Annotated in this window: 23 protein-coding genes; 16 read left to right on the top strand and 7 right to left on the bottom strand. The window is 50.3% G+C overall.

Features of this window, described 5'->3' with window-relative positions:
* Positions 1 to 51 precede the first annotated feature (51 nt).
* The 4 genes from KZZ10_RS11705 (at position 52) to ahpF (ending at position 4,655) form a co-directional block, all read left to right on the top strand.
* Positions 52 to 924 (top strand): phytanoyl-CoA dioxygenase family protein, encoded by an 873-nt coding sequence (locus KZZ10_RS11705; RefSeq protein WP_259661712.1) that lies wholly within the window; start codon positions 52 to 54, stop codon positions 922 to 924.
* Positions 921 to 2,261, top strand: coding sequence for an NAD(P)H-dependent oxidoreductase (locus tag KZZ10_RS11700; protein ID WP_259661711.1), 1,341 nt, complete (start codon positions 921 to 923; stop codon positions 2,259 to 2,261). The genes KZZ10_RS11705 and KZZ10_RS11700 overlap by 4 nt, the downstream gene beginning before the upstream one ends.
* A 164-nt stretch (positions 2,262 to 2,425) precedes the next feature.
* Positions 2,426 to 2,989 (top strand): alkyl hydroperoxide reductase subunit C, encoded by a 564-nt coding sequence (gene ahpC, locus KZZ10_RS11695; protein ID WP_259661710.1) that lies wholly within the window; start codon positions 2,426 to 2,428, stop codon positions 2,987 to 2,989.
* Positions 2,990 to 3,092: 103 nt separating this feature from the next.
* Positions 3,093 to 4,655 (top strand): alkyl hydroperoxide reductase subunit F, encoded by a 1,563-nt coding sequence (gene ahpF / locus KZZ10_RS11690; RefSeq protein ID WP_259661709.1) that lies wholly within the window; start codon positions 3,093 to 3,095, stop codon positions 4,653 to 4,655.
* Here ahpF and KZZ10_RS11685 read toward each other — a convergent pair whose 3' ends face one another.
* Positions 4,656 to 5,633 carry a quinone oxidoreductase family protein gene (locus KZZ10_RS11685; protein ID WP_259661708.1) on the bottom strand — a complete coding sequence of 326 codons (978 nt, stop codon included), beginning with the start codon at positions 5,631 to 5,633 and terminating at the stop codon, positions 4,656 to 4,658. It abuts the gene before it with no gap.
* 48 nt (positions 5,634 to 5,681) lie between these two features.
* On the bottom strand, positions 5,682 to 6,935 hold the full coding sequence (locus KZZ10_RS11680) for an MFS transporter (RefSeq protein ID WP_259661707.1): 1,254 nt from the start codon (positions 6,933 to 6,935) through the stop codon (positions 5,682 to 5,684).
* A 157-nt stretch (positions 6,936 to 7,092) separates the two neighbouring features.
* On the opposite strand from KZZ10_RS11680, the gene KZZ10_RS11675 reads away from it, so the two are divergent.
* From KZZ10_RS11675 to KZZ10_RS11655, 5 genes are all read left to right on the top strand, one after another.
* Positions 7,093 to 8,094, top strand: coding sequence for an ABC transporter substrate-binding protein (locus KZZ10_RS11675; RefSeq protein WP_259661706.1), 1,002 nt, complete (start codon positions 7,093 to 7,095; stop codon positions 8,092 to 8,094).
* Positions 8,095 to 8,154: 60 nt separating this feature from the next.
* Complete coding sequence (locus tag KZZ10_RS11670; RefSeq protein WP_259661705.1) at positions 8,155 to 8,913, top strand: ABC transporter permease; 759 nt, start codon at positions 8,155 to 8,157, stop codon at positions 8,911 to 8,913.
* 3 nt (positions 8,914 to 8,916) lie between these two features.
* Positions 8,917 to 9,684: an ABC transporter ATP-binding protein gene (locus tag KZZ10_RS11665; RefSeq protein WP_259661704.1), complete on the top strand. Its 768-nt coding sequence runs from the start codon at positions 8,917 to 8,919 to the stop codon at positions 9,682 to 9,684.
* A gap of 45 nt (positions 9,685 to 9,729) precedes the next feature.
* Positions 9,730 to 10,521, top strand: coding sequence for an ABC transporter permease (locus tag KZZ10_RS11660; RefSeq protein ID WP_259661703.1), 792 nt, complete (start codon positions 9,730 to 9,732; stop codon positions 10,519 to 10,521).
* Between the two features lie 75 nt (positions 10,522 to 10,596).
* Complete coding sequence (locus KZZ10_RS11655; RefSeq protein ID WP_375372562.1) at positions 10,597 to 11,226, top strand: glutathione S-transferase family protein; 630 nt, start codon at positions 10,597 to 10,599, stop codon at positions 11,224 to 11,226.
* Between the two features lie 24 nt (positions 11,227 to 11,250).
* Here KZZ10_RS11655 and KZZ10_RS11650 read toward each other — a convergent pair whose 3' ends face one another.
* Positions 11,251 to 12,126 carry an NAD(P)-dependent oxidoreductase gene (locus KZZ10_RS11650; protein WP_259661701.1) on the bottom strand — a complete coding sequence of 292 codons (876 nt, stop codon included), beginning with the start codon at positions 12,124 to 12,126 and terminating at the stop codon, positions 11,251 to 11,253.
* Between the two features lie 108 nt (positions 12,127 to 12,234).
* On the opposite strand from KZZ10_RS11650, the gene KZZ10_RS11645 reads away from it, so the two are divergent.
* From KZZ10_RS11645 to KZZ10_RS11630, 4 genes are all read left to right on the top strand, one after another.
* The gene (locus KZZ10_RS11645) at positions 12,235 to 13,425 is read left to right on the top strand and encodes a porin (RefSeq protein ID WP_259661700.1); all 1,191 of its coding nucleotides are present in this window, start codon (positions 12,235 to 12,237) and stop codon (positions 13,423 to 13,425) included.
* Positions 13,426 to 13,448: 23 nt separating this feature from the next.
* Positions 13,449 to 13,862: a surface-adhesin E family protein gene (locus KZZ10_RS11640; RefSeq protein ID WP_259661699.1), complete on the top strand. Its 414-nt coding sequence runs from the start codon at positions 13,449 to 13,451 to the stop codon at positions 13,860 to 13,862.
* Positions 13,863 to 14,014: 152 nt separating this feature from the next.
* Positions 14,015 to 14,263, top strand: coding sequence for a hypothetical protein (locus KZZ10_RS11635; RefSeq protein ID WP_259661698.1), 249 nt, complete (start codon positions 14,015 to 14,017; stop codon positions 14,261 to 14,263).
* A gap of 21 nt (positions 14,264 to 14,284) precedes the next feature.
* Positions 14,285 to 15,217, top strand: coding sequence for a DUF6268 family outer membrane beta-barrel protein (locus tag KZZ10_RS11630; RefSeq protein ID WP_259661697.1), 933 nt, complete (start codon positions 14,285 to 14,287; stop codon positions 15,215 to 15,217).
* A gap of 24 nt (positions 15,218 to 15,241) precedes the next feature.
* Here KZZ10_RS11630 and KZZ10_RS11625 read toward each other — a convergent pair whose 3' ends face one another.
* The 3 genes from KZZ10_RS11625 to KZZ10_RS11615 form a co-directional block, all read right to left on the bottom strand.
* The gene (locus tag KZZ10_RS11625; protein WP_259661696.1) at positions 15,242 to 15,982 is read right to left on the bottom strand and encodes a transporter; all 741 of its coding nucleotides are present in this window, start codon (positions 15,980 to 15,982) and stop codon (positions 15,242 to 15,244) included.
* A 120-nt stretch (positions 15,983 to 16,102) separates the two neighbouring features.
* Positions 16,103 to 16,999, bottom strand: a complete 897-nt coding sequence (locus KZZ10_RS11620; RefSeq protein ID WP_259661695.1) for a formylglycine-generating enzyme family protein — start codon at positions 16,997 to 16,999, stop codon at positions 16,103 to 16,105.
* Positions 17,000 to 17,107: 108 nt separating this feature from the next.
* The gene (locus tag KZZ10_RS11615; protein ID WP_259661694.1) at positions 17,108 to 17,998 is read right to left on the bottom strand and encodes an NAD(P)-dependent oxidoreductase; all 891 of its coding nucleotides are present in this window, start codon (positions 17,996 to 17,998) and stop codon (positions 17,108 to 17,110) included.
* Between the two features lie 237 nt (positions 17,999 to 18,235).
* On the opposite strand from KZZ10_RS11615, the gene KZZ10_RS11610 reads away from it, so the two are divergent.
* Positions 18,236 to 19,201 (top strand): Bug family tripartite tricarboxylate transporter substrate binding protein, encoded by a 966-nt coding sequence (locus tag KZZ10_RS11610; protein ID WP_259661693.1) that lies wholly within the window; start codon positions 18,236 to 18,238, stop codon positions 19,199 to 19,201.
* 38 nt (positions 19,202 to 19,239) lie between these two features.
* Here the strand turns inward: KZZ10_RS11610 and KZZ10_RS11605 are convergent, their stop codons facing one another.
* A complete protein-coding gene (locus KZZ10_RS11605; protein WP_259661692.1) occupies positions 19,240 to 19,848 on the bottom strand; it encodes a carboxymuconolactone decarboxylase family protein in 609 nt (202 codons plus the stop codon).
* 222 nt (positions 19,849 to 20,070) lie between these two features.
* Here KZZ10_RS11605 and KZZ10_RS11600 point away from each other — a divergent pair, with 222 nt between their 5' ends.
* Both KZZ10_RS11600 and KZZ10_RS11595 read left to right on the top strand, forming a co-directional pair.
* The gene (locus tag KZZ10_RS11600) at positions 20,071 to 22,035 is read left to right on the top strand and encodes an AMP-dependent synthetase/ligase (protein ID WP_259661691.1); all 1,965 of its coding nucleotides are present in this window, start codon (positions 20,071 to 20,073) and stop codon (positions 22,033 to 22,035) included.
* Positions 22,036 to 22,097: 62 nt separating this feature from the next.
* Positions 22,098 to 22,883, top strand: coding sequence for an ABC transporter ATP-binding protein (locus tag KZZ10_RS11595; RefSeq protein ID WP_259661690.1), 786 nt, complete (start codon positions 22,098 to 22,100; stop codon positions 22,881 to 22,883).
* The last annotated feature ends 4 nt before the right edge of the window (positions 22,884 to 22,887 follow it).

Genomic DNA, 22,887 nt, shown 5'->3' with positions numbered 1-22,887 from the left:
CCCTCTTGTATATTACGAAAACGCCGTATTACTCCCGACGAAGAGACAATCATGAACCTAACACCGGAACAACTTGCGCAGTTCGACAAGGATGGCTATCTGTTTTTTCCAGGGCTGTTTAGCCCTGAAGAGACCAAAGCGTTAAATGCTGCAGTGCCAGAACTGTACAGCCGGCGCGAAGCATACAACGTTCGGGAAAAAGACAGCGACGCGGTGCGCACCAACTTTGCCGCACACATGTATAGCGAGCCCTTCGCTAAGCTCGCGCGTCATCCACGCATGATCAAACCAGTGGAAGACTTGTTCGGTGAAAAGCTCTACATGCATCAATTCAAGATCAACGGCAAGATGGCGTTTGAGGGTGATGTGTGGCAATGGCATCAGGACTACGGTACATGGCTCAATGACGACTTGATGCCCACTGAGCGTGCGATGAACGTGGCGATCTTTTTAGATGATGTGAATCCTTTTAATGGCCCCTTGATGTTCATCCCCGGTAGCCATAAGAAAGGCGTGGTGAATGCCAAGCATGATCTCACCACCACCAGCTATCCGCTGTGGACGGTTGATAATGATTTGATTCGTCAGCTCGTCGGACGCGCGGGTGATAAGGATGGTGGCATCGTCAGTCCAACGGGGCCCGCAGGCTCGATGATCTTGTTCCACAGCTGCCTAGTACACGCCTCGAGCAGTAATCTTTCTCCTTGGAATCGTAACAGCGTGTACCTGAGTGTTTGTGCTGTATCGAATCACATTCGTCGCCACAAACGACCTGAATACATTGCGCATCGCGACTTCACTCCAATCGAGTGTTTGCCGGATGACTGTTTGCTTAAGCCCTATCCCGTCGATCTTCCCTGGGCGAAGGGGATGCCAAGCAGTGCGCTTCAAACTTCAATTGAGCCTTTGAAGGAAACTGCATGAGCTTGCATGCTAAGTTGTTAGAGCGGGCGGCGGCGAATCGTCCGATCCGTATTGGCTTGATCGGTGCAGGTAAATTTGGCTCGATGTACTTGTCGCAGATCCCGCGTACGCCTGGCGTGCATCTAGTCGGTATTGCGGACTTGTCTCCAGAGGCAGCGCGTGTGAATCTGGCGCGCGTTGGCTGGGAGGCGCAACGTCTCGAGGCGAAGTCGCTTGATGACGCCGCCAAGAATGGAACAACGTTTATTTCGGACGATTGGCAAGCCTTGGTGCGCCATCCGTCTGTCGATGTGGTGGTTGAGTGCACCGGCTCGCCCATGCATGCGGTCGATCATATTTTGGAAGCGTTCGCGAACAAAAAACACGTGGTGAACGTGACGGTTGAGGCCGATGCGTTTTGTGGTGCCTTGTTGGGTTCGCGCGCGAAGGCCGCAGGCGTTGTGTACTCACTCGCGTTTGGCGATCAGCCCGCATTGATTTGTGATTTAGTGGATTGGGCCCGCACCTGTGGGTTCCCGGTTGTCGCGGCTGGACGTGGTCATAAATGGCTGCCGCATTTTTCGGAATCAACGCCCGAGACCGTTTGGCATCACTACGGCTTGACGCCCGAGCAGGCCGAGCGTGGTGGCTTGAATCCAAAGATGTTCAACAGCTTTCTGGATGGCTCCAAGCCTTCAATCGAAAGCACTGCGGTATCAAATGCGACAGGGTTAGGTGTGCCTTCAAATGGTTTGCTCTACCCACCCGCGAGTGTGGAAGATATTCCGTACGTGACGCGCCCCATTAGCGAAGGCGGTGTGCTGGAGCGCAAAGGCATGGTCGAGGTGATTTCAAGTCTTGAGAAAGACGGGCGTGTAATTCCCTACGATATCCGGATGGGTGTATGGGTCACGGTCGAAGCCGAAACCGATTACATCAAAAATTGCTTCGAGGAATACAAAGCGCACACGGATCCAAGCGGACGCTATTTCACGCTGTACAAGCGTTGGCATTTGATTGGACTAGAGGTTGGCATGAGCGTGGCGAGTGTCGCTTTGCGGGGCGAAGCGACAGGGGTTGCGACGGGTTGGAATGCAGATGTTGTAGCAACCGCCAAGAGAGATTTAAAAGTCGGCGAGATGCTGGATGGCGAGGGTGGCTACACGGTCTGGGGCAAGTTGTTGCCTGCGGCCACATCCAAGCGCATGGGTGGCTTGCCGCTAGGCATGGCACACAGCGTCAAGGTGATCCGCCCAGTGGCCAAGGGGCAGAGCCTCTGCTGGGATGATGTCCAGATGGACCCAAATACGGCGGCCTTTAAGATACGCCGCGAGATGGAGTCTGCTTATAGTTTTTAATGCAAGATCAATAGTTATTGGATAATAAATTCATATATTCAATAGCATTTATCAATATTTGCCATAAAAACATACAATTGGTGCAGTGCAACCTTGTTGATTAGAATTTAACTACTGATTTCAGTAATTAAATTGTTTTTATTAATCGACCTAAAGGAAGCACCATGTCACTCATTAATACGCAAGTACAGCCGTTCAAAGCCCAAGCCTTTCATAACGGCAAGTTTATCGAAGTTACCGAAGCCAGCCTCAAAGGCAAGTGGTCGGTTTTGATCTTCATGCCTGCAGCGTTTACGTTCAATTGCCCCACTGAAATTGAGGACGCAGCAGAAAACTACGCCGAATTTCAGAAAGCCGGTGCAGAGGTCTACATCATCACGACCGACACACACTTCTCGCACAAAGTCTGGCACGAGACATCGCCAGCGGTGGGTAAGGCAAAGTTTCCCTTGGTTGGTGACCCCACACACGCCTTAACCAATGCATTTGGCGTTCACATCCCTGAGGAAGGCTTAGCCCTGCGCGGTACGTTCATCATCAACCCTGAGCTGATGATCAAGACGATGGAAGTGCACTCCAATGAAATCGCCCGCGATGTCAAAGAAACAGTGCGCAAGCTCAAGGCTGCTCAGTACACAGCGGCTCACCCAGGCCAAGTGTGCCCAGCGAAGTGGAACGAAGGCGCCAAGACACTAACTCCTTCACTGGATTTAGTTGGCAAGATCTAAGACTAGGTTTGACCTCAACGCCCTGGATAGCGCAGGGCGTTGCATTTACCGATGCTCCTTTGAGCCATCGTTGGGGTAGTTCGCCCCGTTACCGGAGAACAGCATGCTTGACGACACCTTGAAATCCCAATTGCAGACATATCTCGGAATGCTGCGCCAGCCGATCCGTCTGATCGCGTCCTTGGATGACAGCGAGACAGCCGTCGAAATGCGACAGTTGCTTGAGACGATCATATCCCTATCAGACAAGGTTACGCTCGATACGACGGGCAACGATGCGCGTAAGCCGTCTTTTGTTGTGGCGCCTGTTGGCAACGATCATGGCGTACGTTTCGCGGGCTTGCCTTTGGGCCATGAGTTCACCTCGCTTGTGCTCGCCTTGTTATGGACAGGCGGTCATCCACCGAAAGTTGAGCAAGATGTGATCGATGCAATCAAAGCTCTCGAGGGAGATTTCAACTTCGAAGTCTATATGTCCTTGAGTTGCCACAACTGCCCAGATGTTGTGCAGGCCTTGTCTTTGATGGCGATTATGAATCCCAAAATCAAGACCGTTGTGATTGAGGGTGGCGCATTCCAGAAAGAAGTGACCGATCGCGAAATCATGGCCGTACCAATGGTGTTCTTAAACGGTAAGGTTTTTGGTTCCGGTCGTATGAGTATCGAAGAGATTGTTGCCAAGCTCGATACAAACTCGGCTGAGCGCGAGGCCGCAAAGTTGAACGCAAAAGATGCCTACGATATGTTGATCGTTGGTGGTGGACCCGCAGGAGCCGCTGCTGCAGTCTATGCTGCCCGCAAAGGGATTCGAGTGGGTGTTGCTGCAGAGCGTTTTGGTGGTCAGACCAATGACACGATGGCAATCGAGAACTACATCTCGGTCTTAGAGACGGATGGCCCAAAGTTTGCTGCAGCCTTGGAGCAACAAGTGCGGCACTACGAAGTCGATATCATGAACTTGCAGCGTGCAACTAAAGTTGTTCCTGCTTCAGTTGCTGGGGGCTTATTGACAGTGGAGATGGAAAACGGTGGCGCACTGCGTGCGCGCTCAGTGATCTTGTCGACTGGTGCGCGCTGGCGCAATGTCAATGTACCTGGCGAGCAAGAGTACAAAAACAAGGGAGTCGCCTATTGCCCACACTGCGATGGTCCTTTGTTTAAAGGCAAGCGCACAGCAGTGATTGGTGGAGGTAACTCAGGTATTGAGGCTGCCATCGATTTGGCTGGAATCGTCGAGCACGTCACGGTGATTGAGTTTGCAGATCAGCTTAAGGCCGACGCCGTGTTGGTCAACAAGCTCAATAGTTTGCCTAATGTAACCGTGCACACCAATGCCCAAACAATGGAAATCACCGGTGACGGCAGCGTTGTGAACGGGATTCGTTTCAAAGATCGCACGACGGGCGTTGAGCAGCATGTGGCACTTGCTGGTGTGTTTGTGCAGATCGGCTTAGTGCCCAACACTGAGTTTTTGAAAGAAACGATTGAGCTTAGTAAGTTCGGTGAGATCATTGTAGACGCGAAGGGCCACACAAACGTGCCAGGCGTGCTTGCGGCAGGCGACTGCACCACCGTACCTTATAAGCAGATCGTGATCGCTGCAGGTGAGGGTGCCAAAGCAGCCCTCAGCGCCTTCGATTATTTGATTCGCACTCCTGCAGCTTAATTAGACGGGCATCTTCAGCACGATCTTGCCGACGTGCTTGTTGGTTTCCATCATTTCCTTTGCCTGCGCGAGCTGATCAAAGGGGAAAGCTTGGTCTACCAGTGGCTTGATGCGGCCATCCGCAATCGCTGGTAGCACCTCTGCTCTGAACTCTGGCAGGAACTCTGCCCGTTGTGCTGCGGAGCGCAGTTTGTTTGATACACCAAACAGGCGCAAACGCTTGGCATGTAAGGCCAGCAAATCGAGCTCTGCAGACAGTACGCCATCCACATAGCCAACCATGGCAAAGCGTGCCTCGAAGCCCATGCAACGGATGCTTTCTGCAAACACTGATCCTCCGACGGTATCAACCACTAGGTTCGCACCTTTGCCGTCCGTCGCTTTCATGACAGCGTCTTCGAATCCCGATCCCCTCAGGCACAGAGGCACATCGAGACCATACTCTTTCAGACGGGCGAGTTTTTCGGGTGAGCCGGATGTGCCGATCACTTTCGCACCCATCGCTTTACCCATCTGTAATGCAGCAACACCGACCCCCGACGACACGCCATGGATGAGCAGCCACTCGTTAGGTAGAAGCTTTCCTTGCAAAGAGAGCATGTCATGCACCACGAGGTAGGTGAGCGGAACGCTTGCAGCCTGTTCAAAACTTAACGAGTCAGGGATATGCATGACCTCAACGCTGTCCATTGTTGCGTACTCGGCAAAGGCGCCGCGGCAACGTCCCATTACCTTGTCGCCAACCTTGAAGCCTTTGACATCATTACCAATGGCGGCGATCACACCTGCACCTTCCATCCCAATGGCGCTGGCCTGACCGCCTTTATGCAAGCCGTGTCCGATCACAAACTCGCCACGATTCAAGCTCGCCGCATGCAGACGCAGAAGGATTTGATTGGCGGCTGGTGTGGGGCGCTCGATATCGCGTTGCTCAAGTACAGTTTTGTTATCAACCGTTTGCATCCAATATGACAGCATGTTTCTTGACCTCAGGTGTTTTGATTGGGGAACAGCATACAACTAGAATCACTTTAGTTGGCGCAGGATGGGGGCCCGGTTAATGATCAGGATCATCAGAAGTAGTGCGCAGCAGGCATAGCCAGCCATGGCGATTGCTACCCCGAAGTTTTCTGCTATTGCACCGGCTAGAAAGTTTCCGAAGGGTAAGCTGATGACGACCCCAGTGCGCAAGCCCATGATTCGACCGCGCATGGCTGCTTCGGTGTTGCTTAGGATAAGGGTGGCGATCAGGGTCCAGCTTATTGCTTGAGCGATACCCGCCACAAAGACGATCACTAGAGAAAGATAAAACCAGCTAGATAAAGATAATAGAAAAATAGCAATCGGCCATAGTAGGCCACCTAGTATCACTAATTGCCCTCGGCGGGTGTAGCTACCTAACGAGACAACCCATAGCCCAGCGACTAACGCCCCCACCCCCGCCATCGAAGTCAGCATGCCATAACCGGTTGGGCCCGTGTCGAGCACATAGCGGGCGAGTAAGGGTAAAAAAGAATAGCGGTACGGTGCCACAAAGAAGTTCAGCATGAAGGCGATGAGTAACAACATAAATACTGCCTGATTGCCCCACGCGTATTTAAAGCCATCAAGCAAGCTTGTGAGGGGCGAGATAGAGCTTACCTTGCTCTCTGCTGTCGTCGCGTTTGATGTAATAGCTTGCGTAGGCGCCGCGTTCTTTAGTCGCAATAAAGCGAATAAATCGAAGATGTAAATCACTGCAATCAGTATGTACGCACCGCTGATGCCAAAGCTTGGAATCAGTAAGCCGCCAAGCGCGGGGCCGATGATCACTGTCGTCTCGGTCGCCACGGCGTTTAAGGCGACAGCGTTTGTGAGGTTCTTCTGCCCAACTAGATCTGGAATAAAGGCTTGCCGTGTGGGGTGATCAAGTGCCCAGGTCAGGCTGCTGATTAAAGACAGCACAATGAGATAACCAATTGCCATATGCCCTGTCAGAAGCAGTCCCAACATCGTCATCGCAATCGCACCGCTTACGATCGAGGCCAGAATTAATAGCTTGTAGCGATTCAGCCGATCTGCTGCCACACCCATGAGCGGAGCAAATAAATAGCCGGCCATCTTGCAACCCGACACAATGCCCACCATCAAGGCCGAGTTGGTTAGCTCTAGCGTTAGCCAACCCACCACGACAAGGTCCGCCCACCGGGCCGTAGATGAAAGTAGGGTAGCCGTCCAGAGCATACGAAAGCCAGGATGACGCAGGGCACTTGCTTGTTTGATTTCAGTCCAGCGGCTCATGTCTTGGCTTGATAGGGGGGGAGAGGATTGCGCAGCGCAATAATAAGACTTCTTGGTTTCTTAGTAAGACTTAGCCTAATTATTGTGCTTGTGATCTGTACGTAACTCGTTTAGGATCAAAAAAACAAAACACACTCAATTCTAAAGGAGACTTAACGTGTCGAAGAACGAAGAGGTATCTCGCGCATTCTCTAATCTGCTTCAGTCTAGCGAGAAGCGAAAAACTATTTTGACGCTATCGAGCTTAGCCGCGATCTCTGCCATTCCAGGTTTAGCGTCCGCGAATCAAAAAGTGCGTATAGGACTCGCTACCAAGACATGGTGGCCAAGTGTAATTTGTGAGACCGCTGAAGCGCAGGGACTATTCAAGAAAATGGGGCTGGCTGCAGAGCTCACTGTATATCGTAGTGGCGGAGAGGCTGTTGAGGCGTTGGCAGCCGGTGCGGCCGACATGATTCCAGGACTGATTTCTCAAGTAGGAACCGCTAGGAAAAAAGGCGTCCCATTTCGTATGGTGTCCTTAGCTGCAACGGCAAACACAGGCTGGAAATTGCTGGTGCGTGCTGATTCGAAGATTACGAATATCAAAGAGCTGGCTGGGAAAAAAATTGGAATCACTGCTGCGGGATCACTATCAGATTTACTAGCGCTTTGGACGAAAGCGAATCAGAAGATTGATTTTACGAGCGTACCTTTAGGTGGTGGCGGTTTAGTACCTAACCTACTCTCTGGAAACGTTGATGCGGCTGTTGTGTATCCTCCGCTTAGTTTTCAGGTATTGCAGAACAAACAGGCGAAGTCGTTGATGGATTACTCCACGGCTATTCCCTCCCACTTGGCAACGGGTTGGGTGACGACGGATAAGTTCATCGAGTCTAGGGCTGAGACCTTGAAAGCGAGCCTAGCAGCGATCTATGGTTCTGTGAGGTTTATGCAAGACAATCCAGACAGAGCGATAAAGATAGTCGCAGATGTGAATAACATTGCACCTGCTGTGGCGAAACAGGAGTTTGAAGAGACCTATATGCGACTCTCCAAAAATGGAGTGTTCACGGCTGAGCAGGTCAAGCTTGCGATGGAGCTTGCAGTGATCGGTGGCTTTAAAGATTTAGCGCCGCAAGCTGAAATCACAACTGATAAATTTGTACCAATTGGCTAAGAACGAGAAAACGAAGGACTGATTTAGAGTTTGTTTGACTATGACGCCAGTACTCCAGAGATGATTAAATCTATATTTCGCAGCTTAGTGATTTGGTCGATCTCTGGAGCGATTTTTTTGTTTTTTTGGCAGTTACTGTTAGCGAATCAATGGGTGAATCCTGATTTGGTTCCGAGCGTTGGGGGCGTACTCAGCGCTGCCGAAAAAATTTTATTCAGCGCTGCTTTTCACAAGCATCTCTACGCCACACTTGAGCATCTCGCAGTAGGTTTTGTTATTGCCGTCCCTGCCGGAGTGACGATTGGCATCTTAATTGCCGAGAGCCGGTACTGGGGGCAAGTGCTCAAGCCGATCATCTACTTGGTCTTTTCGATACCCAAAACTGTCTTTTTGCCAATGTTTATCTTGGCATTTGGAATTGGTTTGTTCCAAAAAGTTGCTTTCGGTATTTTCTCAACAATTTTTATTATTTTAATTTGTACCTTTGCTGCGGTCGATTCAGTCAAGTCGGATCATTTGAAAGTGGCGCGCGCGTTCGGTGCCAGTCGAATGCAGATTGCCACACGTGTATACCTACCATCGATGGCGCCCATATTGCTTGAGGCAGTTCGATTAGGAATGATCTTTAATGTGACCGGAATTATTTTGGCTGAAATGTATGCGTCGAAGGTAGGTCTTGGTCAGATGATTGCCAATTGGGGCGAGAACTTCATGCTCAAAGAACTTGGGGCTGGAATTCTAATTATTTCTGTAGCTACGATTCTTTTTAATGAAACCATCCAATGGTTTGAAATGAAGTTTGAACACTGGCGCGAATAAATAATGCAAAGTACTGACCCAATGGTTCGGATTTCGAACCTAAGCCATACATATCAGTCTCGTGATGGGCTGGTTCCAGCGCTCATTGATATCAATATAGAGATTCAAGCAGGGCGCTTTGTCGTGATCGTTGGACCGAGTGGTTGCGGGAAATCTTCTTTGCTAATGATGATGGCGGGTTTGCTTGCACCGAGCCAAGGCACGATCTTGTGCAGTGGACATTCTATGACTTCTCCTAACCCGGATATCGCGGGTGTCGTGTTTCAAGAGGCGAGCCTCTATCCGTGGCTGACAGCGCTGGAAAATGTTGAATTCCCGCTGTCCTTAAAGCACGTCCCAAAAAAAGTTCGAAAAGAAAGAGCTCAAGAACTGTTGTCTCTTGTCGGGTTGCAGGGATTCGAAGATCGCTATCCGCATGAGCTTTCTGGTGGGATGAAGCAACGTGTTTCGATAGCGCGAGGTCTCGTTCAAGATCCCCCGCTACTGATGATGGATGAGCCCTTTGCCGCCCTTGATGAACAAACACGCATCACGATGGGAGATGAACTGTTGTCAATTTGGGAGAAAACCAAAAAGACAGTGGTGTTTGTGACGCATAGCTTGACAGAGGCTGCCTATCTTGCCGATGAGATCATTGTGATGTCTGCGCGACCAGGAAAAATAATTGATCGAATTGAAGTTGATCTTCCGCGGCCTCGTAAATATGAAATGATGTCCACGGTACGTTTTGCTCAGTTGAGAGAGCGCATTTGGAATCAAATAAAGCATTAGAAAGATGTTTTTGTCTCGTAGTCGCGCGTTGTGGATAGTTAATTGATGAGCTCTATTTACCAAAACAGGTTTTCTCCGCGTACGACTCGCTTGCTGTTTGTCGTGATTTTGATCCTGTGTTGGGAGTTGCTCCCACGCTTCGGCTTTATACCGACGCTATTTCTTCCTCCATTGAGTGATGCGCTGATGGCTTTGTGGGGATCGCTAAGCGAATACCTTACACATCTGTGGTTTTCCACACAGGCCATCGGGTTAGCGATTGTGATCGCCTGTGGAGCTGGTATCGGTCTTGGCTTGTTGTTGTCTACATCGAGAGCTTTGGTCGCTATTGCGCAGCAGCTTGCGTCAAGTGGGTATGCGGTGCCGATTGTGATCCTGTACCCGCTGTTTACTGCGTGGTTTGGTATAGGTATGCACTCTAAAGTAGCCTTTGCAAGTATTTATGGATTTTTTCCATGTTTTCTTGGTACGTTAGCTGGTGTGAAGACGATTGATCGACATTACATTACGATTGCACGTAGCTTGGGTGCTTCCCGTCGCCAACTCATTTTTAGAGTACTGCTTCCTGCAGCTATTCCTACTATTCTCTCTGCGTTTCGCGTCGGCGGGTCATTAGTCATTGTCGGTGTCGTCGTGGCAGAAATGCTGACATCTGCTCAAGGCGTTGGCTATTTGATTACACGTTATCGTGGTTCTCTAGACAGCGCGAAAGTATTCGCAGGCATTTTGATCGTAGTGGCGGTCGTTCTAATTTTTGATCAACTTATTCGCTATCTTGAGAGAAGAACGGGATTTTGGAGATTGTCGACGCAATCGTCGGAGAATGTAGGCGCTTGATTCACTGAAAGTACGTCCAAAAAAGACGAAATGCCCAGTCTGTAAAGATATCATTAACATTAAAAAAAACGGATCATGACTATGAAGCCACGTTTCTACTATGCCCCTAAAACCTGTGCCCTCGCAACACATATTGTTCTCGAACATATTGGCATCGATTATGAAGGCATCAAGCTAGATTTTCGTGAGAATCAGCAAAGGACCAAAGAATATCTCGCGGTGAACCCCAAAGGTAGAGTGCCTGCGTTGGTGACGGACCGTGGCGTTATTACTGAGACGCCCGCATTATTGTTGTACTTGGCGCAGACCTATCCTCAAGCAGAGCTAGCCCCACTAAGTGACCCCTTTGCATTGGCCGAAATGCAGGCTGCGAACAGTTGGTTCTGCTCTACGGTGCATGTCGTTCATGCCCATGGACCACGCGGATCGCGTTGGTCAGATGACGCAGCTGCCCAGCAGTCTATGAAAGCCAAGGTCCCGCAAAATATGAGTGAATGTTTTGCTTGGGTTGAAAGTGAACTGTTGCGTGGCCCGTGGGTGATGGGTGCTAACTTTACGGTTGCTGATCCCTATCTCTTCACAATGTCGAGTTGGTTGACATCGGATGGCGTCGACATCGCTAAGTTCCCTCGCGTGGCGGAGCACTACAAGCGTATGCTAGAGATGCCTGCTGTACGCAAGGTAATGCCCCTGCACGGGATGTAATGCCAATGGCGGTACTCCACCGCCTTACTTGCGCTGACTGATAATCGTCACGAGCTCTGGCAACAGTTTTTGCGGATCTGCATCTTTACAGGCTTGTTCTAGTGTCTTTTTAATAGATGCTGCAACGGTCCTATCGCTCCCCATATCTTGGGCCATCTGGTTGTAGTAGCTAAGGTCTTTAAGCGAATTGGCAATGCTAAATCGCATGCTCGACGTATCTTGATTGACAAGATAGGGTTTCAGGCGATCGAGCGGTGCGCCCCAACCACCGCCCATCGCCAGCACGTCGACAAATGTTTGTGCTGGAATACCCGCTGCGGTTGCGCAAGCGGCTGCTTCTGCCATCAAAGCGACCGAGCCCAGCGAAACAAAGTTATGGAGTAACTTCATGCGGTGCCCGGCTCCGATCGGACCCGCATGCACAATGTTTTCGGCGAAACAGGCGAGTAAAGGTCTGCATTGTTCAAATAAAGTAGTGTCTGCGCCCACGAGCAGGTTTAGTCGGCCTTCGGCTGCCTCTTTTGGAGTGCGGGTCATGGGTGCATCTAAAAATAGTCCGCCGTTTGCAATAACCATGGCGGAAACACGGTCTGTCGAGGTGGGAATGGCTGTTGAGCAGTCGATTACTACTGTGCCAGGTTTAAGGCCCTTTAGAACGCCATTCTCTCCCATTAGAACCTCTTCGACTTGGGGCGTTCCGGTCACGCACAGAATAATGACTTCTGATGCCGCAGCAAGCGCCTGGGGCGTGCAGGCCGTTGCCGCGCCACCCGTAACCAGCGTAGCTAAGGGCTGATTACCCGGATGCTCAAGTAACGTTAACTTGTAGCCATGCTTAAGCAAATTGGTCGCAATGCCATGACCCATCATACCGATACCGATCATTCCAATTTTTTTCATTATTTTGCTCGCTTTGGGTGAAATCTATGAAAGCTATCGTTGCATATTACGATGCCAAATGTAAACTACTACCAAATATCACTAGACCAGTTCAATTTGTTGCGAACCATGAAGAAAGTATTTCTGTTGCTGTCGTTGATGCTCTCGATTGGATCGAGTGTGCGCGCGGAAAATTCTCTGACGCTTTATGGGATTATTGATACTGGTCTGCAGTATCTCAGCACAAGCCAAAACGTACTCGGTAGCAGGGCAGCAGAAACCTTTTTTGGCGTTGCCAACGGCGTGCAAAGTGGTTCGCGATTTGGTATGCGTGGCGTCCATGATATGGGCAATGGCAATCAAACGCTGTTTGTCTTAGAGGGCGGATTTAATTCGACGAATGGTCAGTCTGGACAAGGTGGCTTGTTGTTTGGTCGGCAAGCCACCTTGAGTTACAAAAATATAGATCTTGGACAGCTCGATCTGGGGCGTCAGATCAATTTGGCAAGTAACTACTTGTTGGCGATCGATCCGTTTGTAGAGGGCTTTGGGCAAGCAAATATTGGTGCGTCGTTTGGTTCGGCAAATACCGTACGCTATAGCAATATGCTGTTGTTTCAGACTCGGCCCTTGGAGGGTTTAGCTTTAGGGTTGGGATATTCCTTCGCAACAGAGATGTCTGGAATCTACACGAACAATGGATCGTGCGTCGTAGCGACCTGCCGTGCCATTAATGCTGGGTATCAGTTTGAGCCTGGCAATAACCTGCGTGCCGTAACGCTAGGAGCAACATACACGAAGGGTCCTTTGCTTTTAGCTGCAGCTTACGATCAGTTGCAAGGCCCAGACAACATACCGGACGGTCCGCCAAAGCCTAACCCAACAGCTTGGTTAGTGGCGGGTGCCTACAACTTTCAAGTTGCGAAAGTATCTGTCGCCTACGGGCAAACTCGCAACGGCGCTTGGGGTGGACAACCTCCGGGAACCGGTGCCACAACCGGTAGTTTACTGGCGAACACAACACTCGGAGCAGGCGCGATATTTACACCGGGCACTGCAGCGAACTCATACTTTGTAGGTGCAAATATTCCGGTAACGCCTAGTAGTAACGTTCTTGCTTCGATTCAGTTTATGCAACCGATTGGCGACAGCGTCTTGCGGCCAGAGTCTGCCACGCAGGCGATTTACAGCGTTGGTTACACCTACAACTTTACGCGTCGTACCAATTTGTATTCGTATGCGTCATACGGAAGTAATTATTCAATGGTGAAGTCTGCTCAGAGTACAGTTGTGGGTGTTGGTATACGGCATCAATTTTAGTTTGATTTAAGGACTTTCACTTCATGAAACACCTTTTTAAATCGACCGTTCTTGTTGTGTTGAGTCTAGCGGGGAGCGCTCTGCCGGTAGCCGCGCAAGCTCAGTGGCTTAACATGCATGATGACGCTACGGTCACAACTTATACCGAACGTAGCGAGCTCATTCGTATGGATAAGTTCGTAAACGTCGCAGAGATGCTTGATTACAAACGAAGGATGCGGAACGAAGAGGGTCATGTCTTTCGCTCGGTTGTTATCAAGGCTCAATACAACTGTCCGGATAATCGAGTACGTATCTACACAGTTGAGCTGTTTGATGAGCGTATGGCTCAAGGTGAAGTAGTGCACACGCAAAAAGTATACGGTCCTTGGAAGGCAATTAATCCGCGGAGCGTCGAACAAGAGCTCAAAAACTTTGCCTGTACGGGTAAGAAGTAGACTGAAGGCAGGCACCCCGCTATCGATCTGTTTTCAGCCGTAATACACAGTTACCCTTCTTTACAAATTAACGAAGATAAAACGCAAATTTGCGCTAGTCGTAATAAACCCTTGGCGTCATACTGTGACCTATATTTTTGAATGAGGTCAGTATGCGCAGCTTTTCAATAAATGCCCGACTAACACGTCTTGAGGCCATTGTCCCCACGCTAGCGACGCGTGAGGATTTAGCTCGCTTGGATGGGCGTCTGACCGAAAGAATGACAAATCTCGAAGGAAAGCTAACCACCTTAGTCCATCAAGAGCTCAAAGCAATGAGCTGGCGGCTCATTACGTGGAACACCGGAGTGCTCGTTGCGTCCTTTGCTGGTGTATTCTTCATTGCACGGCATGTGAACTAACGACAATCAGGGTGTAAATCTATGAAATCTATTAATTTTGGGGCAAAGCGCCGCACATTTATTCCTAGCATTGGCGTGGCTTGTTTGCTGTCTGTTTGTCAAATTGCGATGGCCCAACCTGCTGCGCCGGGTGTAACGGTGACCTCCTTGGGTATAACTGGACTAAACCAGTTCGATACGGGGTTGGGTAGCGGTGGAAGTTTTAACTGGCAGGATGCTTCTGCCAACCTAAATGTGACAAAGCAATTTACAAACCAGTTCGCCGCTGGCGTGAACGTACGCTACAACTATCAGAACTGGAAGTGGTCGAGCCCGACAGCCTTTAATGGAAGAGGGCCTTGGTCTTCGATAGAAACTCCCGCCCTTGGTATGAATTTTTATTACGCGCTGTCACCCGAGTGGCGCTTAGGCTTTGTGCCAACGGTTGAATGGTCGGGTGAGTCTGGCACAGGGACTGGCGGCACTGCCACGTACGGTGCCGTGATGAGTGCTGCAAGGCGTTTTTCTAAAGACCTTACCCTGGGTTTTGGTGCGGGCGTCTTCCGACAAATCGATCAAACCAAGGTTTTTCCCTACCTGATCGTGAACTGGAACATTACGGATAAATTGCGACTCAGCAATCCCTTGCCAGCCGGGCCATCAGGTGGTGCTGGTTTAGAGTTGTCCTATGCGCTAACCGATAAGTGGACTCTGGCAGGCGGTGGTGCCTATCGTTCGTATCGCTTTAGGCTCAACGACACGGGACCCGTCCCTGGCGGTATTGGTCAAAACAAGTTCGTCCCACTGTTCGGACGTTTGTCCTATCAGTTGGCTCGGACCACGCGGGTTGACTTGTATGCCGCTGCCACAGTAGGTGGCAATCTTTCCGTCGTTGATGCCAGCGGTAATACGCCGTACAGCGATAGTTATAAAACCGGTGTCGCTGCAGCGTTGAGTCTGTCTCACCGGTTTTGATTTAGCTTGGGCGGCTACATCAAGTTATTTGGGAAACAAGAAGGTCACGCTCGCACGAGCTCCCCAGCCCGTGGCACCGCCAGGCATACTGCTTAGGTAGTAGCGAGCGCCAACAGAAAACGAGACAGGCGCCTCGCCAAAACGAACGAGTTTTGAAACCGTCGCATTCACTGGGTTTTCTGCGCGACGTAGATCCCAGTTAAACGTCGATTGCGTGTTGACTGTGAATGTCCAGGCATCCTTGGTCACATACGAGACAAAGGGCTGGTAATAAAAGTTATTGGCTGTACCGTATGTTGCACTACCGCCGGCACTCCAGGTGTTGTAAGTCAGTAGGCCAGCGGTCCAGGGGGCTTTCATGACGAGACCCACCGCTGCCACGCCGGCTCCAGTCTGGGCAGTGCCAAACTGTCTGCCGGATAGTGAGGCGGTGCTGAGAATTGGACCAACACCCCAAATAAAGTTACTCGCCGCGCGAGGAGAGAAAAAGGTCTCTAGCAATACAGGTCCTGCTCCATTGCCGCTAAAGCCATCAACTTTGTTCAGGGATTCAAAGGTGACAACCGGGCGGACAATGTAGTTCCAGTCGTTGTTGAGCTTGATTGGGATGACGGGTTGTACGACCAGGCTATTGGAAGATCCTTTTTTGTTAAGACCGATGCCACCGTCATAGTTGTATTGAAAGGGTACAGAAATTAAGTCTGCGACAGGGTTAGTCAGTTTTGCCGCTAGATCTTCACTACTTGGCTTGCTTGGTTGACTCATCGCCGGCACTGAAAGCACATTCAAAGCAATGCATAAAGTACCTAGCAAAAAGGGTGAAGTGTTGTTAACTGATAGCATAGCTAAGTCCTTTTTCTTTGTGAGTGCGCTTGGTAAGCGCGCCTATTCAATTTCTTTTACAAGCCGAATCCCGACCAGTGTATAACGGGTTTCTGGCGTATTCCAGTTACGAAACGCACAGCGGGCGTAAATGGGTAGGGTGTGCCACGATGCGCCTCGACGGACCTTGACCTCGCCGGATTGAGGCCCGGTGGGATCCTCTGTTGGCGAGCGGGAATAATAGTCCGGAGCATGCCAGTCGGAGACCCATTCCCAAGCATTGCCAAGCATGTCATACAGACCAAAGGCGTTTGGCTTAAAGCTGCCAACAGGTGAGGTGTATGCAAAACCGTCTGAGTACTGAGCCGCTCTGTCAGCATATTGCGGCCAGTTTTTTGTTGTGTCCTGGTCCATGATGTTTGCATACTCTGCCAATGCTGCGGGCTTGTTGCCCCCCATATGTCGATTCGTCGAGCCAGCCTGGCAGGCATACTCCCACTCCGCCTCGGTCGGCAATCGATAATGCGCCTTCTCTTTGCGGCTCAGCCAGTCAGCCAGTGCCACTGCATCTTTCCACGTAACGTTCACGACAGGTTCATCCCCGCTTTGTACGAAACCTGGATTGCGCCAGGAGTATTTCGTGTCACGACCTTCAAAAGCGTCTTGCCGCTCAGTCTTGCTCGGGTCGTAATGCGCGTTAAAGCCATAAGCACCCGTTCCGTCAGCGATAGACTCTGGCGTGTAACCAGATTGCTGAACAAAAGTGTTGAATTGGTCGACCGTGACCTCAAATTGTCCAAGAAAAAACGGCTTTGAAATACGGACACGATGAACGGGTTGCTCATCGTCTGGCGCGGCAAGATGATCTCTGATATATGTTGGAAAATCTGCCAATAGCGTGTCGACTGTTTCAATGCTGCCCATCTGAAACTCTCCCGCTGGAATGCGGACAAATTTCATACCGATCGAATTGTCGATGATCGTCAAAGGGACGGGCCGCTGGGGCTGCGCGCACCCAGCGAGGCCAGCTAGCAAGACTATTATCAACAATGCGCGCATGTGTGAAGACTATTTCTTTGGAGCGCTGCCGAATTCAACGCCCGCCCATTGTTCGAAATGCCGGATTGGTACGAGATTATCTTTGGGTCCATCGCCCTGTGTCATGGCAAAGGCTAGAAATTGCCGTGCAGTTTGATTAATAAGCATAGGCGCACCAATTTTTTCTGCCTCATCCAGACACATTTTGATATCTTTATGTAGAAGCTCGGTCGTAAAACGCGTGGGAAAGCTGCGATCAAGTGCGCATTGTGGGATGCGTTCCAGCGTGGCAAACGAACGGCCGCTTGATACGTTGAGGACGTCTAACATCGTTTTTGAATCAAGGCCTGCTTTCACACCGTATACCAGTGCCTCGCAGCTTGCGAGCATGCTTGTTGCATAGAGCGTGTTATTGATGATTTTCATTGTTTGGCCAAGCGTGTGTTCAGCGCCAAGATAGAAGATATTTTTACCGATAATTTTTAGAATAGGTTCGGCGAGTTGGAATGCTCCTTCATCACCGCCGGCCATGATCGCTAAGGTGCCGTGCTGAGCGGCGACGGTGCCTCCGCTGACTGGAGCGCTAACAAAGCCAATTTTCTTCGGTGCAATGATGGCGTAGACCTCTTTTGTGACAGAAGGACCCGTCGTCGATAAGTCGATCAGTGTGTGCATCATTGTCCCTTTTACTAGGTCTTCTGCGACAGACTTCACTGCGGCAGGGACTGGGAGGCAGAGGAAAACAGTTTCAACCTTCGAGGCGAGATCTTGCACGCTAGTCGCTGGCTCGGCTCCGAGCTCAGTAAAGCGCTTCATCACGTCTTTGTTTAGATCAAAGATCACGAGTTGATGTTCGGACGCGAGGATGCGCGTGGCGAAATGCTGCCCGATGTTGCCTGCTCCGATGAGACCGACTTTCATGATCTAGCTCCTTGTTCGTTTTTTTGATGATGGTGTTGAATAATTCTATCGAAGGTAGGTATTTAACCACTCGATCACTAAAAAAGGCTCCGACACGGCTTAGCTCAACTCCCTGCGGAAAGGAGGAACACTGGATAACCCTTGTAGACGAAATGACTTGGTCAGACTATTTCTCTCTCTTCTTGTATTTCATCAAAATATGACTTAGTTTCTTTCGCCTAAAGGAGCAGTAAATAAATGAAGAAAGTTCTTCAAGTTTGGCTTTCGGCGCTGGTCTTCTGTGGACTGACTGCGGCGAGTCTCGCCCAGAGCTATCCCAATCGCCCCATCAAAATGATTGTTCCCTTTCCGCCAGCAGGTGCTGCTGACATGACGGCTCGTATTGTGATGAAGGCTCTTTCAGAGGACTTGGGCCAGCCCATCATCATTGACAATCGCGGTGGCGCTGACGGCGCCATTGCTGGGATGGCGACAATTAACTCGCCCGCCGATGGCTACACCTTGCTGTTTGCAACGACGACAGGCCTGAATGCGGCACCGACTATGCGAAAGGTCCCTCCCTATGATCCTTTGACCGCATTTACGCCTATTTCTATGGTCGGCAAATTTGGTTTCTTTCTATTTATAAACGCCGACTTGCCCGCTAAAAATATGGCAGAGTTTTTGGCGTATGTCCGGGCCAATCCTGGCAAAGTGAATTACGGCAGTGGTAACGGCACCAGCATTTTGACGACTGCTCAGTTTGCGCAAAAAGCCAAGCTTGATATGGTTCATGTTCCGTACAAAGGAGATGCAGCCGCCACGACTGATTTGATCGCGGGTCGAATCCAGGTGTTGCTGGGAACTCCGGGCTCTGCTTTGCAGCAGGTGGAGGAAGGGCGGCTGCGAGTCCTGATGACCTCGTTACCTAATCGAAGCCCCTTGGTCCCTAATACACCTACTTCAGAGGAAGTTGGAATTCAGGGGATGACGATTGTGCCTTGGGCCGGACTGTATGGACCCGCAGGCATACCCAAGGAGGTCGTCGACCGTGTGGCAGTCGCCATGAAGAACGTTGCAGCGCGTAAGGATGTTCGCGATGCACTCGGTAAGATTGCTTTTGAGGTTCAAAGTTCCACCCCGGCTGAGATGGCAAAGTTCAATAAAGATCAGCTCGAGATTTGGAAAGTCACGGCTGATTCCGTGAACCTCGAACGTAACTAAGATTGAAGGCAGTCATGCCTTCAATCGTTCTCAGTCGCTCATTTGCTCAGGTCGGGAATCGGTATGGCTCCCTCAGGCAGCGGTGAGCGATTGACATTTAACGCCATGGCGACCATCACGTAGTAGCCACTTACGACCATCAAATCCACGACCCCTTGTTCGCCAAAAAGGTCGAGGACTGCTTGGTAGTGTGCATCGCTCACACCGTGCTTGGTGTGTAATTCATGGCAGAAGTTGTAGACAGCTTCTTCATCGGCTTGCATCTTGGAGGGGCGCTTACCCAAAGCAAGCTCTTCACCAATAGAGGGATCCAAGCCCTCTTGGAGTGCTAGTCGCAGGTGTGCATACCATTCGTATTGCGCCGTCCAGGTGCGCGCGGTGATCAGGATTGCAAACTCATTCAGACGCTTAGGGATCGTGCTTTCAAAGCGAAGATATTCGCCCACCTTACGCATGCGTTCGGCTAAGACAGGACTGCGCAAAAAAACGTTGAATGGAGCGCCTAGGCTGGTTGCACCTTGTACGACGCCTTTGCTCCCCGTGCCAGAGATCGGACCAGCCATGAGGGAGTTGAAGTAAATCTTCTGATCCGCTGTCATTTGATCAGTATGGATACGAGCAAAGCGTTGGTTGTCTGGTGCGTTCACGGTGTTTCTCTTTGTTGGTTTGCGAGGGGTAGTCCGCAGTGTAGGGAAAAAAGATTAGAACGAGAAGAAAGAGCAAGAAGCAGACAATGCTGCATAGCAGCATTGTTACTGTTGTCATGCCTCGGCCTAGATACCCGTAAGAATCATGCAAGTTCAAGCCGTTTCAATGGCAGGTGCTTTATAACTACGTATGCTTGCATTAGACCAAAAGGTTATTTACGCATGTCTAGCCAGCCTCAAGAAAGTCTCGACTTAACGCGCGATGCGACGTTTCCTCGACTATTGCTTGCACACGCGCGGGTACGGCCAGCGCATCCTGCGTATCGCGAGAAGTTTCTTGGCATTTGGCAGACGGAGTCTTGGGCAGACGCAGCTAAGACTGTGCGTGAACTGGCTGGCGGACTAGCAAGCAAGGGCTTTGGCCGCGGCATGAGCCTCGGCATCATTGGTGACAATCGGCCTCGCTTATATCAGGCAATGATGGCTGCCCATGCGCTTGGCGGCACTGCTGTGCCGTTATATCAGGACGCAGTCGCAACAGAAATGACCTATGTGTTGCAGGATGCGGAGATCGGTTTTGCGTTCGCAGAAGATCAGGAGCAAGTCGATAAGCTGCTTGAAATAGCAGATCAGATTCCTGCATTACGCCATATTTTCTATCTCGATCCAAGAGGGATGAGGGGCTATGACGACGCAAGGCTTTGCTTTATTGATGAGCTTTTGGAGACAGGGCGCAGCTTCAATCAAGCAAAGCCTGACTACTTTGATGCGCAAGTTGCACTTGGTCAGTCCAGTGATGTCAGTGTGATTCTCTATACATCGGGTACGACGGGTAAGCCCAAAGGCGTTTGCCAAACACATGCATCAATGATCGGTGCCGGCAGAGGCGCCTGTGAGGTTGATGCGCTGTCGCCTGCTGATAGTGTGATGGCGTATCTTCCAATGGCTTGGGTTGGCGACTTTTTGTTTTCGATGGCCCAGTGTTTGGCCTCAGGATTTACAGTAAATTGTCCTGAGTCGCGAGAGACTGTCAGTACAGATATGAAAGAGATCGGTCCAACGTATTACTTCGCACCACCACGCGTGTACGAAGGGCTACTGACTTCCGTCACGATTCGTATGGAAGATGCTGGTCGTATCAAGCGCAAAATGTTTGATTACTTCATGAGTGTTGCTCGGCAATGCGGCTCCAATCTATTGGACGGCAAGCCGGTGTCCTTGGGGCAGCGCCTGTTGTACGCGTTGGGCAATATGTTTGTGTACGGCCCGTTACGCAATACCTTGGGTATGAGCAACATTCGTGTTGCATACACAGCGGGGGAGGCGATTGGTCCAGACCTATTCAGATTCTATCGGTCTATCGGTGTGAATTTGAAACAGCTATACGGACAAACGGAAACATGCGCGTATGTCTGCATCCAACGAGACGGCGAGGTTAAATATGACTCGGTTGGAAAACCATCCCCCGGCGTTGAGATTCGTATCGGAGACAACAGCGAGGTATTAGTGCGTGGCGTGTCTATGATGGATCGTTACTATAAAAACGTAGAGGCGACCAATGAGGCGTTTGACGCAGATGGCTACTTCCGCACAGGAGATGCTGGTGTTATCGATAGCGACGGAGACCTTCGTATTATCGATCGCGCCAAAGATGTCTCTACGCTAGCAAATGGAAAAGTGTTTGCGCCTAAATACATAGAGAACAAGCTGAAATTCTTTAGTTTTGTTAAAGAAGCCGTTGTGTTTGGCTCGGGACGCGAAACGATAAGTGCATTTGTGAATATCGATCTTGAAGCCGTTGGAAATTGGGCCGAGCGCCGTAACATTGCCTATAGTGGCTATGTAGATTTAGCGGGCAATGCTGCTGTGGCTGAACTCATCCGTGGCTGTATTGAAAAGATGAACGAAGAATTATCTAAAGAATCAATGCTCGGGCATGCCCAAATCTCTAAGTTTTTGGTGTTGCACAAGGAGCTTGATCCCGATGACGATGAGTTGACGCGCACACGCAAGGTAAGGCGTGGATTTGTCGAGAGCAAGTATGCACCGCTTGTAAGCGCGATATACGGCGGTTTATCCGAGCAATTCATCGAGACTCAGGTGCGCTTTGAAGATGGACGGGAAGGCAAGGTCTCGGCAACGTTGAAGATACACGAGGTCCCTACGTTTGTCGTGGGAAAGGCATGACGACCGCTCAACGTACTGTCAATCGCGTCGGACCTGTATTCTTAAGAAAACAAGGATCGTAAATGGCAAATCGGCAAATTGGCGATGTCATCTTAGATGTTGAAAACATTAGCTTGCGCTTCGGAGGAGTCAATGCGCTGACGGATATCTCATTTAATGTGAGAGAGCATGAGATTAGAGCGATTATCGGTCCAAATGGAGCGGGTAAGAGCTCGATGCTCAACTGTATTAATGGGGTGTACACGCCCCAGGCAGGATCAATCACCTTTAGGGGCCAGACTTTTAGTCATATGAACAGTCGTCAAGTTGCCAAAATGGGCATCGCGCGCACCTTTCAGAACTTGGCGCTCTTTAAAGGTATGAGCGTGATCGACAATATTATGACTGGTCGTAATTTGTACATCCGAAGCAATATTTTGTTGCAAGCGCTTCGTCTCGGACCTGCAGAGCGCGAAGAAATCGCCAATCGCGAGAAAGTTGAGCACATCATTGATTTTTTAGAGATTCAGGCCTACCGGAAAACTTCGGTAGGTCAGCTTCCGTATGGCTTACAAAAACGTGTCGATCTGGCGCGTGCCCTAGCAATGGAGCCTCAGGTACTGCTTCTCGATGAGCCCATGGCGGGGATGAACGTCGAAGAAAAGCAGGATATGTGTCGCTTCATCATGGATGTTAAAGATGAGTTTGGTACAACCATCGTCCTGATTGAGCACGACATGGGTGTGGTGATGGATATTAGTGATCGCGTAGTGGTGTTGGACTACGGGAAAAAGATTGGTGACGGTACGCCAGATGAGGTGCGTGCCAACGACGAAGTGATTCAAGCCTATCTTGGCACATCGCACTAAACAC

Source organism: Zwartia hollandica, assembly GCF_019923725.1.
Taxonomy (GTDB): domain Bacteria; phylum Pseudomonadota; class Gammaproteobacteria; order Burkholderiales; family Burkholderiaceae_B; genus Zwartia; species Zwartia hollandica.
This window is presented reverse-complemented; position numbering and strand designations above follow the sequence as displayed.